11 protein-coding genes are annotated in these 16,904 nt (G+C 61.9%); 6 read left to right on the forward strand and 5 right to left on the reverse strand.

What is annotated here, in order from left to right; translation table 11 throughout:
- Positions 1-5: 5 nt before the first annotated feature.
- Complete coding sequence (locus MRY75_RS06390; protein WP_292306308.1) at positions 6-812, reverse strand: WecB/TagA/CpsF family glycosyltransferase; 807 nt, start codon at positions 810-812, stop codon at positions 6-8.
- 245 nt (positions 813-1,057) lie between these two features.
- Here MRY75_RS06390 and MRY75_RS06395 point away from each other — a divergent pair, with 245 nt between their 5' ends.
- The 6 genes from MRY75_RS06395 to MRY75_RS06420 all read left to right on the forward strand — a co-directional run bounded on the left by MRY75_RS06395 (position 1,058) and on the right by MRY75_RS06420 (position 8,826).
- Complete coding sequence (locus MRY75_RS06395) at positions 1,058-2,185, forward strand: Gfo/Idh/MocA family oxidoreductase (RefSeq protein WP_292306309.1); 1,128 nt, start codon at positions 1,058-1,060, stop codon at positions 2,183-2,185.
- Complete coding sequence (locus tag MRY75_RS06400; protein WP_292306310.1) at positions 2,173-3,105, forward strand: NAD(P)-dependent oxidoreductase; 933 nt, start codon at positions 2,173-2,175, stop codon at positions 3,103-3,105. The genes MRY75_RS06395 and MRY75_RS06400 overlap by 13 nt, the downstream gene beginning before the upstream one ends.
- Positions 3,102-4,358, forward strand: coding sequence for a glycosyltransferase (locus MRY75_RS06405; RefSeq protein ID WP_292306311.1), 1,257 nt, complete (start codon positions 3,102-3,104; stop codon positions 4,356-4,358). The genes MRY75_RS06400 and MRY75_RS06405 overlap by 4 nt, the downstream gene beginning before the upstream one ends.
- Positions 4,355-5,323 carry a glycosyltransferase family 2 protein gene (locus tag MRY75_RS06410; protein ID WP_292306312.1) on the forward strand — a complete coding sequence of 323 codons (969 nt, stop codon included), beginning with the start codon at positions 4,355-4,357 and terminating at the stop codon, positions 5,321-5,323. Before MRY75_RS06405 ends, MRY75_RS06410 begins: the two co-directional genes overlap by 4 nt.
- Before the next feature lie 13 nt (positions 5,324-5,336).
- A complete protein-coding gene (locus MRY75_RS06415) occupies positions 5,337-7,445 on the forward strand; it encodes an NAD-dependent epimerase/dehydratase family protein (RefSeq protein ID WP_292306313.1) in 2,109 nt (702 codons plus the stop codon).
- Positions 7,446-7,581: 136 nt separating this feature from the next.
- A complete protein-coding gene (locus tag MRY75_RS06420) occupies positions 7,582-8,826 on the forward strand; it encodes a CpsD/CapB family tyrosine-protein kinase (protein WP_292306314.1) in 1,245 nt (414 codons plus the stop codon).
- A gap of 3 nt (positions 8,827-8,829) precedes the next feature.
- On the opposite strand, the gene MRY75_RS06425 is transcribed toward MRY75_RS06420, so the two are convergent.
- The 4 genes from MRY75_RS06425 to MRY75_RS06440 form a co-directional block, all read right to left on the reverse strand.
- A complete protein-coding gene (locus MRY75_RS06425) occupies positions 8,830-10,164 on the reverse strand; it encodes a Wzz/FepE/Etk N-terminal domain-containing protein (protein WP_292306315.1) in 1,335 nt (444 codons plus the stop codon).
- Between the two features lie 187 nt (positions 10,165-10,351).
- Positions 10,352-11,302, reverse strand: coding sequence for a hypothetical protein (locus tag MRY75_RS06430; RefSeq protein ID WP_292306316.1), 951 nt, complete (start codon positions 11,300-11,302; stop codon positions 10,352-10,354).
- Between the two features lie 3 nt (positions 11,303-11,305).
- Entirely contained in the window at positions 11,306-15,880 is a 4,575-nt protein-coding gene (locus MRY75_RS06435; RefSeq protein ID WP_292306317.1) for a MupA/Atu3671 family FMN-dependent luciferase-like monooxygenase, read from the reverse strand.
- 3 nt (positions 15,881-15,883) lie between these two features.
- Positions 15,884-16,903 (reverse strand): glycosyltransferase family 2 protein, encoded by a 1,020-nt coding sequence (locus tag MRY75_RS06440; protein WP_292306318.1) that lies wholly within the window; start codon positions 16,901-16,903, stop codon positions 15,884-15,886.
- Position 16,904: the final 1 nt, after the last annotated feature.

Here is a 16,904-nt window from a genome sequence, read left to right on the forward strand (position 1 = left end):
CGAGGCTATTTGCCTTCCCGGGCGGGCGCGCCCTCCATTGTGCCAAAGCGCAGTTTCAGCGCGTGGATCATTTCGACCGGCAGGATTCCGAAACACTTGGCATAGCGCGGGATCAGACGCGCGGGCTGTGACAGCGCGCGCCAGAGCCATTCCATTGCGATGGCCCGCACCCAGGCGGGCGCACGCACCTGCGCGCCAGAGAAGAAATCCAGACCCGCGCCGATGGACACAAACCCGACATGGGACAGCTTGTCCCGTCCGTAAGCCGCAAACAGTTCCTGCTTCGGTGCCCCCAATGCAAGAAAGGCCATGTCCGCACCTGCGGCTTTCAGCGCCTCAAGCACCGCATCCGCTGACGCACCGACCGGATCAAACCCCATCGGGGGGGCAATCGTCGCCACGATCCGCGTGCCGGGTACTTCGCGTTCGAGATAGGTTTTGGCAGCGGCCAATGTGTCGTCCGTGCTGCCCACCAGCGCCAGCGTCTTGCCATGCGCTGCCGCGATCCGCACCAAAGGCAGAATCGCGTCCGATCCGGGGATCAGGGACACGGGACGGCCTGCCAGTTTCGACATCCAGACAATCGGATTTCCGTCCGCAACCACAAGGTCCTGTGCGGCGTAAGCGTCACGGAATCGCCGGTCCTGACGTAATTTTACCAAATGGTCCAAATTGATCGTGGCCAGCGAAAACCCGTCGCCCGCGCGCAGGCGGGACGAGATCTGCCGTTCGAGAACGACCCAATCAGGTACGTTGACCGTCACATCGAATGTGTCGCCCCAAAAGCGCATCAGCGCCTCCTGTTTCGCCATTTTGGGCATGTCTACCTGCGCCATAAGGCCAAATCGCGGCCACAGCGCCGCAAAATCAAGACAATCCCGCAAAAAATATCCTAAGACACACGAGAAATCCGGCGTTTGTCGAATTATCACCATGATTGAGTGGTGTATCCCCTGCGGAAAAGCCGCACAAAACGACGAGAGCAGCCAGTGAAACGCATCCGATTCCGTCCTGCCCCGCGCCAGGCCCATGGGCGCTGCCGCAGTCAGGCTGCGCTGTGAGCGGGGCTGTCTCGATCATCGGCTGCGGGTTCGTGGCGGATCTCTACATGCGCTCGCTTGCTGCGATGGATGGGATCACCGTGGCGGGCGTGTTCGATCGCAACCCCGAACGCCTGTCGCAGTTTTGCGCTTTCTGGAAGGTGCCCGCGGTCACGTCACTTGATGACCTGCTCGACCGTCATCCGCGCGATGGTGTCGTGCTCAACCTCACCAACCCGGCCTCACATTACGAGATCAATTCAGCCTGCCTTGCCGCGGGCTGTCACACCTACTCGGAAAAACCGCTCGCGATGAGCGTCGAGGACGCCAAGGCGCTGCACGCCCAAGCGCAGGCCGCCGGGTTGATGCTGGCATCGGCCCCATGCAGCGTGTTAGGCGAAGCCGCGCAAACCCTGGGTCACGCGTTGCGCACCGGGGTCGCCGGAACGCCGCGCGCGATCTATGCCGAACTGGACGACGGGTTCGTGCCGCAGGCGGCCTACAGGAAATGGATCTCCGAATCCGGCGCGCCGTGGCCCTTCGAGGATGAATTCCGCGTCGGCTGCACGCTCGAGCATGCGGGCTACTACCTTGGCTGGCTGATCTCGTGGTTCGGATCGGTGCGCACCGTCGTCGCGGCCTCGGCCGAGACCATCCCCGACAAGGAAGGCACCGGACCGTTTGCGCCAGACCTCTCGGTCGCGACGCTGTTCTTCGACAACGGACCGATGACGCGCCTCACCTGCTCCATCGTGGCCCCGCATGACCACCAAATCCGCATCATCGGCGATGGCGGCGTTCTGGCCTGCAAGGCGGCATGGGACAATTCTGCCAAGGTCACCTTCGCCAAGCGCATGACGATCCGCCGCCGCCTGATGGAATCGCCTTTTCCGAAAACCATCAAGCTCGGTCAGCCGACCCATCCCAAAGTCAAACGCTGGGGCGCGGCTGCGATGAACTTCATGCTCGGCCCTGCCGAAATGCTGGATGCGATCCGCACGGGTCGCCCCTCGCGCCTGTCCAACGACTTTGCCCTGCACATGACCGAAGTCACGCTGGCCATGCAGAACGCCGGTGAACATTCCGGCGCGCAGGCGATGACAACCCGCTGCGATCCGATGGAGCCGATGCCATGGGCGCAGTGAAACGGGTCCTCATCACCGGTGCGACTGGCTTCATCGGACGCGCCACCGTCACCGCTGCGTTGGATGCGGGATTGCAGGTCGTGGCCGTCCAGAGGCACGCTGGGACGGACCGTACGGATGTAACGTACGTTTCGGTTGACCTGACCGTACGGGACAGCATCGCGGACCTTTCCACAGCTATGGCCGAATGCGACGCCGTCATCCACCTTGCCGCTGCCATGTCCGGCAAGGCAGAGGATCACGCACGATTGACGATTGCAGGCACCGAGCGCGTGATCGCTGCGATGAAAAACGCCGGTATCGGTCACCTCACCCTTGCGAGTTCGCTGGCGGTATATGACACGTCCAAAGTGCCAATCGGCGGCACTCTGGCCGACACGACGCCGCTCGTGACCACAAACACTCCGCGCGATGCGTATTCGGATGCGAAAGCCCGGCAGGAGAGCCTCGTTTCAAAGGCCGGTTTCGGGTCGGTGACCGTGGTACGGCCCGGCATCGTGTACGACGCGGACCATCTCTGGAACGCGCATTTGGGTGTTGGGACAGGACCGGTTTTGTTCCGCGCTGCGGCGGATGATCCGTTGCCGATGTGCCATGTCCAAAGATGTGCCGCAGCGCTTGTGCAAGCGACTGTAGACCGGCTTCGGGACACGATCACTCTGGTTGACCCTGCTTTGCCGACGCGAGGACAAGTGGTTGCAAAGCTTCAAGAAAGAGGCTGGCCGAAACAGGTTCTGCCCCTTCCTCTCGGACTTCTCTGGCCTCTGGCGCGGATGCTTGGCCCAATCGCGCCGCGTCTGCCCGGCCTGCTCCGCGCACCGGTCCTGCGGCAACGGCTGATGCCGATGACCTACCGCTTCCACCTGCCAGAAGCCCTTGATCTACCCGACCCGGCACCGGTTTGGGAGGCCGCAATATGACCCTGCCCAAGATCGCTTACCTGACCGGCGAATATCCCCGCGCCAGCGACACATTCATCCAGCGCGAGGTCGCCAATCTGCGCGCCTTGGGGCACGAGGTCCTGACCTGTTCGATCCGCACGACCGGCGCGGAACATCTGGTCGGCCCCGAACAGAGCGAAGAACATGCCCGCACGTTCAAGGTGCTGGACGCGGTGCGCAACCCGGCAACCACGCTGAAGGCGCACTGGCGCTGGATGAAAACGCCGGGACGCTATCTTTCGGCGCTTGGTTTGGCGTGGAGCACCGCGCCGAAGGGGATCAAGGGGCGGCTTTATAACCTGATCTATTTCGTCGAGGCCGGAGTGCTTGCGGCCAAGCTGGCAGACGAAGGTGTGACCCATCTGCACAATCACATTGCCAAGGCATCGTGCACGGTGGCGATGCTGGCAGGGGAACTCTCTGGTCTGCGGTGGAGCTTTACCATCCACGGGCCCGACATCTTTTTCGAGCCAAACCATTGGCGGATCGACGAAAAGGCTGCTCGAGCAGCCTTCGTGTCGTGCATCAGCCATTTCTGTCGGTCCCAACTCATGTGTTTTGCCGATGCGCAACACTGGCACAAGCTGCACATCGTGCATTGCGGCGTGGACCCGTCGCGGTACGCGCCCAAGCCGGTTCGAACCGGCTTGCGGGCGCTCTTTGTCGGGCGACTGGCTGGCGTCAAAGGCGTGCCGATCCTGATCGACGCTGTCGCGCGTTTGGCCGACACGTACCCCGATCTCACCCTGCGCCTTGTCGGCGATGGACCGGACCGCAAGGCGCTGGAAACCGAGGTCGCCCAGCGCGGCTTGCAGGATCGCATCGTCTTTCTCGGATACAAATCGCAGGCTGAGGTGGCCGAGGAACTGGCGCAAACGGATGTCTTCGTCCTGCCCAGCTTTGCCGAAGGCGTGCCCGTCGTTTTGATGGAAGCGATGGCGTCGCAGGTGCCCGTTCTGACCACGCGCATCGCCGGGGTTCCTGAATTGGTCGAAGATGGCACGAGCGGTCGCCTCGTGCCGCCGGGCGATGTTGACGCCTTTGCCAAGGCGCTGGAAGCTTTGCTGTCGGATGCCGCCCTGCGTCAGGTTTATGGCGCGGCTGGACGGGCCAAGGTGGTCGCGGAATACGACGCAGCACGGGAAGCGCAGTGGCTGTCCGAACTGATCGTGTACTATGGGACAGGTCGCGCGGTGCCCAACCTGCGCCCGTCCGGGGAGGCCGAGGCATGAGCGTGGATATTGTTCTGATCGGTCGCAATGAGGGGCAGAAACTGGTCCGTTCGCTCGCCTCGGTCGCGCCTCAGGCCCGGCGAATGGTCTACGTGGACAGCGGCTCGACCGACCAGAGTGTCGCCAATGCGGAACAGGCGGGGGCCATCGTGGTACGGCTGGATATGTCGGTGCCCTTTACCGCAGCCCGCGCGCGCAACGAAGGGTTTGCGGCCCTGATGGCGCAGGATGATCCACCCGATGTGGTGCAGTTCCTCGATGGTGATTGCATCATGGCCGATGGCTGGCTTGACAAGGCCGAGGCAAGGTTGCGGTCCGAAACCGATCTTGCGCTGGTCACCGGTCAGCAGCGCGAGATGCGGCGCGATGCGAGTGTGTTCAACCAGATGTTCGACGTGGAATGGTCGCGCCCTGCTGGGGAGATCATGACCTGTCCCGGTAACATGATGGTGCGCGTTGTAGCCTTCGAAGAGGTGGGGGGGTTCAATCCCACCGTGATTGCTGCCGAGGATGACGAGTTCTGCACGCGGCTGCGCAAGGCGGGGTGGCGGTTGCTGCGCATTGCCGAGCCGATGGCCGGGCATGACGCCAACATGATGAAGTTTTCACAATGGTGGAAACGGGCCGAGCGGACCGGTCATGGGTTCGCGCAGGTCGGCCATCTGCACCCGGACTATTTCGTGCGCGAACGCCAGCGCGGCTGGTTTTATGGATTGCTGCTGCCGTTCCTGGCAGTTGTCGGGACACTATCTTCACCCGCCGTCCCGGTTCTGGTTCTAGGTCTTTATGCGCTGTCCTATTGGAAAACGGCCAAAGGGCTGATCACGGAAGGCCTGCCGGCGCAGGAGGCCCGCGCCCATGCGGTGTACCTCACATTGTCGAAGTTTCCGAATGTCATCGGCATGATCCGCTTTCACTGGCGGCGCCTGAACAACGCGCAGATGCGCATCATCGAATACAAGTAAGGGGTTGAGGCGAATGGCGTCTTCCAAAATCCGCGTGGGTCTGATCGGGGCCGGATATATCGCAAGCTGGCACGCGGATGCGCTCCGCGCGACCGATGGGGTCGAGATCACCGCCGTGTGCGATCCGTCCGAAGCTGCGGCCAAAGGATTGGCCGAAGGGTTGGGCGTGCGGGCCTTCGGCGATTTGGCCGACCTGATCGAGGCCAAGGTCTGCGATGCAGTTCATATCCTGACGCCGCCGCATCTCCATCACCTGCTGGCGATCCAGTGCCTGAAGGCCGGGCTGCACGTGCTGGTGGAAAAGCCGGTGGCAACCTCAGCGGAAGAAACCGCCGAGATCGAAGCGGTGGCGCAGGAACACGGTGTGCGCTTTCATGCGGGGCACAACTTCATGGGGCTGCCGTCCTACGACCGGCTGAAAGGGATGCTGGCCAAGGGCGAACTGGGGCGCGTGTCCGTGGCCGAGGTGCATTGGTGCCTGCCGCTTGCGCCGTTGCGGTCGGGACCGTTCGGCATCTGGCTGCTGCGCGAACCGAAGAACCTGCTGCTCGAACTGGGGCCGCACCTGATGGGGTTCATCGTGGACCTGTTCGGGGTGCCGGACATCCAGTCCGTTCAACTGTCCAAACCCGTTGATCTGCCGGGGGACGATACCCGCCATCAGGCGTGGCGCATCATGGCGCAGGCCGGGGATGTGGATGTGACGCTGACCATTTCGATGGTCGAAACGATTGACGACCGGTCTTTGACCCTACGGGGTTCGTCCGGTCGGGCGCGGCTGGACTTCGCGGCTGACACTTTGGTGGTGGAACGCGAAAACGCGTCGGATCTCGTGCTGAACCCGCTGCGGCGGCAGTTGGACCTGTCGTGGCAGCACCTGCGCGAAGGGCTTGGCAATACGTTTACACAGGTGACGTCCCTGAACCGCAAATCCCCCTATGCGCTAAGCTTTCAGGGAATGGATGCGGCGATTTATGATGCGCTGCGGACCGGGAAGGCTCCGGATGCGCGGTTCTCGGGCGCAAGCGCGGTCAAGGTCATGACGGCGCTGGATCAGGCATTGGCCCTGGTTCCGGCGGATCAATTGAAAGCCGCCGCCACCAAGGCGAAGACCCGCGATCCGAAGCCGACGGCGATGGTCATTGGCGGGACCGGGTTCATCGGTCGTGCGCTGACCCGTGCGCTGGTGGCGAAAGGGCAGGACGTGCGCGTGCTGAGCCGGGGGCGCTTTGGCCCCTTCCCCGACTTGCCGGACGAGGTCGAGACGGTGGGCGTGTCGCTCTATGACAAGGCGGCGCTGGTCGAGGCGATGAAAGGCATCGACGTGGTCTACAACTTGGCCCGGTCTTTGGAGGGCACATGGGACGAGGCGCTGGAGCATGATGTCGGCGTGGCCGTCCGGATCGCAGAGGCTTGTCAGGAGGCCGGGGTCAAACGGTTGGTCTATACCGGGACGATCGCGAGCTATGACATGTCGTCGCCCACACAGAAAATCACCGAGGACGTGGCGTTTCCCGACGATATGAGCGACCGCAACATGTATGCCCGATCCAAGGCGGAATGCGAAAAGCGGCTGATGGAGATGCATCGCCGCGACGGGCTGCCGCTTGTTATTGCGCGACCGGGGATCGTGGTGGGCCACGGCGGACCGCTCCAGCACTGGGGAATCGGGCGCTGGCATGGCGCGGGGGCTGTGCGCATCTGGGGTAATGGGTTGAACATCCTGCCCTTCGTTCTGATCGACGATGTGGCGGAAGGGCTGATCCTGATGGCGGACCATCCGGACGCAGTGGGCAAGAGCTACAATCTGATCGGGGAACCCATGCTGTCGGGCAAGGGCTATTTCGACGCGATCCATTCGGCGTTGGGCGCGAAAATCCGGGTTTCCACCGGGAACCTGACACTGTTCTGGGCGGCGGACGCGATCAAGCATGTCCTCAAGGTCTATGCGCTGCGGCGGCGTGGATTGACCCGCCCATCACTTGCCGACTGGAAAAGTCGGGCGCACCTGTCACCGTTTGTGAACACCAAACCAAAGCAAGAGCTGGGCTGGACACCGGAACAGGACAAGGCGCGGTTTGTGCAAAAGGCAATCGGTCAGGCCAATCTTTTTGGATTCTGATCGCCGGTTTTTGATAAACAATCCCCTCAAATCGGACGTATTCTTGACAGATTGCCCTGTCACAGGTGGAACACGCGGCCATGGTCGCACTGAATCAGGACCGGAACTCAACGATGCCGCGACACGAGGCTGATACATGACCGAGCAGCCCAAGTTCCAGCGCCGCAAGCGGCGCGGGACCGAGGCCGTTGCAGAGCCTCGGCGCAGCCAAACGCCACCGTTCGATCCCACGCTCGAAGAGCTTGAGGCATTGATTGCCCAGAAAGAAGCGCTGTTGCAGCGCAGGGCAGAGCTTGAAGCGGCGGAGCGGCGCGAAGCAGAGCGCGAGGCGGAACGGGCCCGCGCGGCAAAAGAAGCTGCGGACGAAGCGCGTCGGGCCGAAGCCGCGCGCCGCGAAGCAGAGGCAGAACGGGCCCGTGCCGCAAAGGCCGCTGCTGAGAAAGCTCGCCAAGCCGAAGCTGCTCGGCTGGCCGAAGAGGCTGAACGGGCCGCCGAGGAACGCCGCGCCCTTGAAGCCGAGCAAGTCGCAAAGCGCAAACGTCAAGAAGCAGAGCTGCAGCAGGCTGCGGACGTGCAGGGTGCACAACCCAAGGCTCCGTTGGTCCTTGGCAAGACGTCTGAAGCCCCGCAGCGCTCCGCACCTGTTCTGGACCCGGAGGCGCCCTGGAAAGCCATCGACCGGTTCCATCTTGATCCACAACGGCTTGCCGAACGCAACGTGATCACCGCGTTGCGTCAGGATCCGTCGCACACACGGTTCGACATCCTGCGCACGCGCATGCTTCAGGCCCTGTCGGAACATGGGTGGAAACGCGTGGCTATCACGTCGCCCACCAAGGATTGCGGCAAGACCTTTACCGCCGCGAACCTTGCAATCAGCCTGTCGCGTCAGGAGAACTGCCGCACTGTCCTTCTGGACCTCGATATGCGCAGTCCGAGCCTGCACAAGATTTTCGGTGTGTCCGATACCGGGGCCATTGGCGACATGCTGCGCGGTGACATCGCGCCCGAAACCCATCTGCAGGGTTTTGCCCCGAACTCGATTTCCGCAGGCTCGCATGTCGCCATCGGGTTCAACGGAATTGTCGAGCCCTACGCCTCTGAGCTGTTGCAGGACCCGTCAAGTGCCGATGTCCTGGACGAGATCGAAGCGCAGTTCAATCCGACGGTCATGCTGTTCGACCTGCCGCCGGCCTTACTCAACGACGATGTGATCGCGATGCGCCCGCATATCGACGCACTGCTGATCGTGGCGGCCGGTGGGCTGACAAAGGCGAACGACATCAAGGAAACGGAACGTCGGCTTGGCGACAAGGTCCCGCTTCTGGGTGTGGTTCTGAACAAAGCCGAACAGGTCGAAGCGAGCGATTACCCGTACTGAGCGCTATTGCGCGTTGCGCGGTGAAACGGACATCCCCGTCAGTGATGCCAGTGGCTTGGCCAAGAGCCCGATCACACCCACGATCAGGGCGATGAGAACGCCGAAGACAACCTTGATGCCTTTACCCTTCTTGCGGGACGGGGCGCCTTTGCCCGTGTCGAGGACGGGGACCGAGATCACCGGCCGGATGCCCAGCACGCGTTCCATCTGGCCCGCATTGCGGATCGGCGGATTGAGCAATTCCAGCACAAAGGCCACACCGAGTGCCAACATACCGCTGGCCACACCGCCCATCATCGCGACGGAGCGTTTGCTGCGCGACACCGGGAAGACCGGCACAATCGCCCGCTCCAGCACTTCGAAGCGCGCCAGTTGCCGCTGCTCCTCAAGGCTCTGGCTCATCTGGGCGTCGGCCTTGCGACGCGAGATGACGGTGAATTGTTCGTTCAGCTGGGTCAGTTCACGCTGCAGCGACGCGAGTTCACGTTCGACGGCTGGCGCGCGGGCCAGCAATGCGTTGATCTGCCCCACACGTGTCTCGATCAGCGTGATCTGATCCTGCAGCAAACCAACTTCGCGTTCGAGCGCTTCGGGACGTGTGCGGGCACTGTTGGACTCAAGGCTCAGAACCTGTTGGCGCAGCGTCAGAAGCGACGCGTTCAACGTTGTCAGTTCGCCTTGGAGAACGGTGATGTTGGCGGGCAGCACCTCGGCATTGGCCGACTTGAACTGCGCGATCACGCTTTCTGCGGCGGCGATCTCTTCGCGAATGCGCGCTTCTTCGATGTTGAAGAACTCGACTTCCATCTGGGCACGGTCAACGCTGCGGCTGCGAGCCTCTTGCATGACCCGGTCAAGCATCTCGTTCGCCACGTCTGCTGCTTTTTGCGGGTCGCTCAAGTTGACGGTGATGACCATGCCGGACACCGATTGCACCGGCTGCCACGGCTCGCCGCCGCCGATGGCCTCGACGGTGACAGAATTGCGCATCGCGTCCAGGCGCATCGCAGCCGTCATGTTGGGGATGTCGTTGAACAGATCGTACTTGTCCATCACCTCGACCAGCGAGCCACGGGACATCACGCGCTGTTCGATCAGCTGCACCGTACGGCGGGCATCGAGGCTGGCGCGGTTGTCGACCATCGCGCCCACGCTAGTGTTTGTGCCAGCGACCTGGGCGTCCTCGATCTGCACAACCGCAATGGCGTTGTAGACGGGGATCCGCGACAGGGCGACAGCCAAAGAAATGATGCACCCGACAAAGGTGATCAGAATGATGAGACCAAGACGCCGCTTGATTGCGGAGAATACCTCTTCGAACGACTGAAAATACAGCACGCGTTCAGCTCCAGTACCAAGGCCCCCGCCTTGCCCAATTCAGGTCGGACCGTGACCGCTCGCCTTGGACAAGACACAACCTAGGCAAAACAAGGCAGAATTGCGACCTTAAAAAACGAAAGATATGGAAACAACGCGTTTCCCGGCTGTGCCTTGGCCCGGGCAAAACAAGCGTGCTGAACCGGGATCACTCCTGCGGAATTCCGGTGATTGGCAGGCCCGAGACCACGTCCCAGACTGTCTGCTGCATCAGTTTGGCAAGCTCCGCCCCCGGCGCGTCGGCCGGTGTGCCATCCGCGCGGTCAAGCTGTGCGGGCAGGCCCAAGGGCGATCTCTGGTAGAGCACGGCATAATGGGTCAGCGCCACGAGGTAGGCCCCGAGATCGTTGATGTGGATGGGATCAATCGACCCATCTTCCATCCGCGCGAACAGATCTTCGCGAGAGGTGACATCATCAACGCCGGGACCCGCTTCGATCCTGCGGACCAGTTCCGCCATGACCCGCCCCGCCGGAATCACGTGGATCGGTTGCGGTTCGCGACCAACCGCCATAGCACGGGCGAGCAGCACGCCTTCCCAATAGCGCGCGGGATCGGTGTCAAGACGTGTCAGCCAACCTTGCGGATCGTCCAGATCGTGCCAGCTTTCATAAAGGAACACGCGGATCTCGGGATTGCCCTTGCGGGCCTGCGAGACCCATTTTTCAAGATAGACCGGCGCATCGAAATACTCGATCGCGGCTTCGATCTCGACCATTTCGGTCAGAACGAAAACATCGAACTCTCCGCTGTCCAACGCCTCTTTTGCATCTCTGTAGTGATCATGGGCGTTTTCGACATCAAAGCCCTGGATCGGTTCATCAGGTTCCCAATGGGTCTTGAGCGGCGTGCCCCATCCCAATTGGGACGCGTGCCTGTGACCCGCCATCTGCGCCAGCATGGCAGGCATGTCGCGCCCGACCAGAGAATGCCCGAGGTGAAACACCGACAGCGGGCCATCGGGTGGCGGCAAAGGTGTTTGGTAGACTGCAGCCAATTCCTCAGGTGAGAGGGTCTTGGGAAAGGCAAAATAAGCCCAAGCTGCCACCCCGCAGGCCAAGGCCGCCAATCCGGCAAGAACGAAGCGTGTCTCGGGCATGGCTTATGCCTGCCGCCTAGCGCGCATGGCCCGACGACGTGCCATCGCATCGGCCCGCATCTGTGCGCGATCCGTCTGTTCGCTGCGCGTGATCGGCATGACCCGCGCGCTGTTTCGTCCTTCGGTGGACTGCCCGCCCAGTTGCGCCACCCGATCCGCAAGTGCCGAGAGCGTCGGGAACTGGAAAATATCCGTGATGGACAGCTTGGAAACATCCAGCCGGTCACGTACGGCGCGATGGGTTTGCACCGCCAGAAGCGAATGGCCGCCCAGATCGAAGAAATTGTCGTCGGGCAAGATGGACTGGACGCCCAGCACCTCGGTCCAGATCGCGGCGATGCGGGTGCGCAGCGCCTCGTCCGCCTGACCTGCGTTCTGCACCTGAGCGGCAGGCCGCGGTTTTGGTCTAACCGCAATGGAAGACGGAGCCGGCAGTGCCTTGCGGTCGATCTTCTGGTTGGGCGTAACAGGGAATCTGTCCAGTGTCATCACATGCGCGGGCACCATGTAATCGGGCAGTCGTTCGGACAGGAACGCCCTCAGGTCCTTGATGTCGATCTCGGTTGCCGCAGTGATATAGGCGACGAGCCGGACATCGCCGGGCGTGTCTTCGCGGGCCAGAACAACAGCGTTCGTGATCCCCTCGAAAGTCTGAATCGCGCTTTCGATTTCACCCAGTTCGATGCGGAATCCACGCAGTTTGACCTGAGTGTCGGCCCGCCCAAGGAAATCGAGTTTTCCGTCGATCCGGCGCTGGACAAGATCGCCGGTGCGGTACATGCGCCCTTCGGCAAAAGGATTGTCACGGAACCGATCCGCCGTCATCTCGTCGCGCTGCCAATAGCCCCGGGTCACGCCATCGCCACCGATCCACAGCTCTCCGGCTTCGCCGATCCCGACAGGCGCGTATTGCTCATCAAGAACATACAGCTGTGTATTTGCGATGGGGCGTCCGATGTTGACCGTGGCGACGTCGGCCGTAGCGATTTCCGAAGAGGACCATATTGTCGTTTCGGTCGGCCCGTACATGTTGGTGATGCGGGCGCCAGTCGCGCTGTTCAGGTCTGCCACCAACGCGCCGGGCAAAGCCTCTCCTCCGAGGAAGAGATGCTTGAGGCCGCGCAAGCTTGCCCTTGCGTCGTCATCCATCGCGATCATGCGGGCCATGGACGGTGTACACTGCATATGGGTCACATCGTGGCGCGCCAGCATTGCCGCGATGGAGAAATCGTCATCCGCGTGATCGAGCGAGGGTGCACAGCGTCGAACCACCTCGGCCAGTGGTCTGAGACCAGAGAGAACCTGATCCGTTTCAATCCCGTAGTCGATGAGGCACGCGATTTCGGATACACCGATGGCCTGAAGCTGCTCCACCCGGGCCAACGCATCATTGATGGTGCCGAACAGACCGGACTCGTTGAAATAACGCTCGAACGCGAAATCAAGAATGCCTTCGAGATCGTCTTCGCTCAGATCGCCGAGATTAAGCTCGAACGCGTTTTTCACGCCCTCGGGTTTCTTGAATGCGGGGAACGCCCAGGCATATTGCTTGATGAGTCCTGCAGCGGAACGCAGGTAATCCTTCATCGGCTCACGGGCGATTTCGCGCGCCTGATCGCGCGTTTCCGCAAGACAGGTGTGCAGCATCAGTGTGACGGTAAAGTCATCCGGGTTGTGCCCCGCCTCGCGAAGCGCGTGCCGGTAGATCGTGATTTTGTCGGCCACTTCCTCGATCGACTGGCCCAACAGATGCGTCAGGACGTTGGCCCCATTGGCTCCGGCTTCGCGCCAGGTGTCGGGATTGCCCGCGGTGGTCACCCAGATGGGCAGGTCTTTGGACACGGGACGCGGTTGCGTGACAACCTCATGCATCTTCCCGTCCTTGCGCGGAAAGGCCACGGGTTCACCACGCCAGAGCTTGCGCACCTTGTCGATTGCATCGAACATCGCGGGCTTGTTGTCGGGCGGCGTGTTTTCGGGACGAAGGATGAAGTCATCCGGTTGCCACCCGCTGGCGATGGCAAGCCCGGCACGTCCGTTCGTCAGATTGTCGATCACCGCCCATTCCTCGGCGATGCGGGCCGGGTGATGCAGCGGAGCCACGCAACTGCCGGCACGGACGCCGATATTCTTTGTCACGCCAGCCACGGCAGCACCCGTGACCGACGGGTTAGGATAGGGCCCCCCAAAGGCGTGGAAATGCCGTTCTGGCGTCCAGACCGCGCAGAAGCCATTTTCGTCAGCGAATTTCGCCCCTTCCAGAAGCAGGCGATATTTGTCGCGGCCAACGCCATCGTCATTGCCCCAGTAGTAGATGGAGAATGCCATCCCATCACTGTTGCGGCGCGCCGCTCCCCCCGAAATGACACCCCGTTTGCTGCTGCTGGGCAGAACCACACGGATACCACGTGCCATCGTATAGAAGAGCTCAAGCACGGAAATGTCGAAGCTGAGGCTGGTCACGGCAAGCCAAGCCGCATCGTCCCTGTCCGTCACGACGGCGTCCATGCCCGCGTAGAAGTTCATCACATTGCGATGTTCGACCATCACGCCCTTGGGCAGGCCTGTCGATCCGGAGGTGTAGATGACATAGGCCAGATTGTCGGCAGCAGCGACGGGTTCGGGATTGCTCGTACGTGCCGATGCGAGGCGGGGATCACGATCGATCACCAGCCGTTCGGCCGAGGTTTCGGGCAAGTCGTCCTGCAGAGCGTGTTCCGTGATGACAACGCCCGCAGCACTGTCAGTGAGGTAATGCGCCAGCCGGTCCTTGGGATATTCCGGGTCCAGCGGCAGATAGGCCGCACCGGCTTTGAGGATGCCGAGCGCCCCGGCGATCAGGTCCGGGCCGCGCGCGCAATGCAGGCCGACCATCGTGTCCGGCTGCACCCCAATGCTGCGCAGCGTATGCGCCACGCGATTGGCATGTTCATTCAGCGTGGCATAGGTGATCGACATGTTCTCGAACACCAGCGCCACGGCATCCGGCGTACGCGCCACCTGAGCTTCGAACGCGGCATGCATGGTGGCTGGACCGTCAAGCCGCAGAGCCGTCTTGTTGAACTCGGTCAGTACCGCATCGCGTTCCTCTGGCGGAAGGATCGAAAGATCGGTCGCAGCGGTGCCATTACGAAGCTGTTCCGTGATCCAATTCAGACGGCGGATCAGTATTTGCGCGGCATCCGGTGCAATCCGACCTTCATCCACGTGAACGAGGACCACGTCATCAGTGAGGTCAAAGGTGATCGCAGCGCCGGGAATCGGCCCGGCACCTAGCGAGATTGCCAGATCGGGTGTCCCAGTCCAGGACAGGGCTGGCTCTCGCAGGGCAAGATCGGTCGCAATTCCTGCATGAGGCGTGGGCAGCTGGTTCTCAAGCACTTCGACAGACACTGGAACCCATGGCTGCACCAACCCGAAGCGCGCGTCGCGCATGAGGCTTGGGTCTGACAGAGCGACAAAAGACCCGGGTTCTGATGCCAACCGTTTTGCCAGACAGGCAAGCGCGGCGCCGATCAGGTCCGCTGGCAGGTCGGTGTGGCTGGTGCGGATCGACGGCGCGCCAGATTGCGTGAAGGACAACGTGATGGGAACCGCGCCAACCAAGGTGCGACGCCAGCGCGCTTCGGCCTTTGCAACAGTACGCATGGTCTGGTCGATTTCGGCCACGTCTTCCTTGGCCAATGAGGGCAGCACAGTACCCAGCGTCACGTGATCCGATGGGCGGGCTGGCTTGCCATCGCTCAGCATCAATTTACCCAGACGCAGGGCTGCATCGGCAAAGGCAATCGTGATCGACTCGTCATCGATCGCGATCACCGCCCCTTGAGCAGCGCTGCTCTCTACGCGTTCGGCACTGGCGACATGGACGAGAGTGTCGCCAAGGCGCAGCTTTGGCGTGCAGATCGGATTGCGGTAGGTGCCATGATCCAAACCCCGGACAAGCCGAAGCACGGTGTCCGCCGGTACGTCGAACCGCAGGAGACCAAAACCTTCGGGCCGGTCGGTCAGAGCGTGATAGCTTCGTTGACTGATGTCCTGTGCGCGGCGATTGGGCAGGCCGTGCGTGAGTTCGTGCAAGAGATCAGGGAAGCTGGTCAAACCAGCTTCGTAGCATTTCGTGTTCAGCGTCAGCGCAGTGTCCCGAGGCGAGATGTCGATCGCCGCCTGGACAAGGATGTCGCCGGTATCGACGCCGTCATCGATCAGATGCCATGTGATGCCGTGTGTGGTATCTCCGTCGATCAGCGCCCAGACCGGCGCATTCAAGCCAGCCCGTTTCGGCAGCGGACCGTCGTGGAAGTTGACCGCTCCCTTTTTGCCAAGCTCCAGCACGTCGCGTGGCAATATTTTGAGATTGGCGATGCTCAGCACCCAGTCAACCGCAAGCCCCGACAAACGTGCGGACAGATCAGGCCCATGCCCCTCGGAGCGGATGCCGCGATCCCGCGCCCAAGCCGCAAGGTCGGGACTGTCGGTGACAAGCGCCGCGAGCCCATGTCCCTGCGACAGCAGCGTTTCCGCGCAATGGCGGGTCAGGCTTTCGTCACCGATGATGATGCAGTCGAACTGGGTCATGACTCACTCCGCGCTGGTTTGCAGGGCCGTGTCGGACGGCAGACCAACGACACGGATTGCGGACTCCGGCGTCGGCCGCAGAAGCGCCTTCAGGTCATGTGAGACCATATCCCGAAGAAAGCATTTCGCGCCGGTGATCGGCTTGCCCTCGATCCGCCTGCGCACCCGCCAGAGCGATGTGCCCAGAACATTCAACGCTGTCGCCGCGATGGCGTAAGCCCGGTTGTGGTTCTTGCTGAAATAGTACCAGCGGCTTTGATACCAATAAGACGGAGTGCGCGTCCAACGCCCCATTCCGGTCGACACCGATCCTATGTGGCAGACGCGGCTTTCGCGGACAAAATGCACCTGATGCCCCGCACGTTGCGCGCGAAGGCAAAAATCCGTTTCCTCGAAGTAGAGGAAAAAGGTTTCGTCAAACAGGCCGATCTCTGCGAGCACGCTGGTGCGGACAAGCATGGAGGCACCAAGGATCCAACCAACCGACCCAGACTGCTCCGGCGTGTGCATCGGCAGCACATATTTCTTGAGGAGGCGGGTCACAGGCCCGAAGCGCACCGCTCCCTCGAACTCGGAAGCCAGGCTGGGAAAACGAAATGCGCTGCAATGATCCTCGCCCGACTCGCCGTAGACATTGCTGCCGGCGATGGCCACCTCCGGATGCGTGTCCAGATATGCCACCAGCGCGTCGATCGCATCGAGTTCGACACGGGCATCCGGGTTCAGGATGTAGACCAAGTCAGCTGCCGGGCAGATGTCGAGTCCTGCGCGAATGCCGAAATTGTTGCCCGCTCCAAACCCACCGTTGCGACCGGATTGAAGAACCTGCACGTCAAGATGGGCCGGCCATTCCGCGTCACGGACAAGGGCGCTCATGGACTTAAAGGACTCATCGGGAGAGTCGTTGTCGACAAGAACGATTGCGCCGCAGACGGATGCCATGGCTGCCGCGGCCGACTTGGCCGCCTGGACAGCCAGATCGGCAGTCTTGTAGTTCAGAATGACAACAACGATTTCGGTCATG

This window comes from Marivita sp. (assembly GCF_022763305.1).
In the GTDB taxonomy this organism is placed as follows: Bacteria; Pseudomonadota; Alphaproteobacteria; order Rhodobacterales; family Rhodobacteraceae; genus Marivita.

Bases quoted from the DNA above. Each gene is read 5' to 3' on its own strand.
- MRY75_RS06390 (WP_292306308.1), bottom strand. From the start codon at position 812: ATGGCGAAACAGGAGGCGCTGATGCGCTTTTGGGGCGACACATTCGAT.
- MRY75_RS06400 (WP_292306310.1), top strand. From the start codon at position 2,173: ATGGGCGCAGTGAAACGGGTCCTCATCACCGGTGCGACTGGCTTCATC.
- MRY75_RS06405 (WP_292306311.1), top strand. From the start codon at position 3,102: ATGACCCTGCCCAAGATCGCTTACCTGACCGGCGAATATCCCCGCGCC.
- MRY75_RS06410 (WP_292306312.1), top strand. From the start codon at position 4,355: ATGAGCGTGGATATTGTTCTGATCGGTCGCAATGAGGGGCAGAAACTG.
- MRY75_RS06415 (WP_292306313.1), top strand. From the start codon at position 5,337: ATGGCGTCTTCCAAAATCCGCGTGGGTCTGATCGGGGCCGGATATATC.
- MRY75_RS06420 (WP_292306314.1), top strand. From the start codon at position 7,582: ATGACCGAGCAGCCCAAGTTCCAGCGCCGCAAGCGGCGCGGGACCGAG.
- MRY75_RS06430 (WP_292306316.1), bottom strand. From the start codon at position 11,302: ATGCCCGAGACACGCTTCGTTCTTGCCGGATTGGCGGCCTTGGCCTGC.
- MRY75_RS06435 (WP_292306317.1), bottom strand. From the start codon at position 15,880: ATGACCCAGTTCGACTGCATCATCATCGGTGACGAAAGCCTGACCCGC.
- MRY75_RS06440 (WP_292306318.1), bottom strand. From the start codon at position 16,903: ATGACCGAAATCGTTGTTGTCATTCTGAACTACAAGACTGCCGATCTG.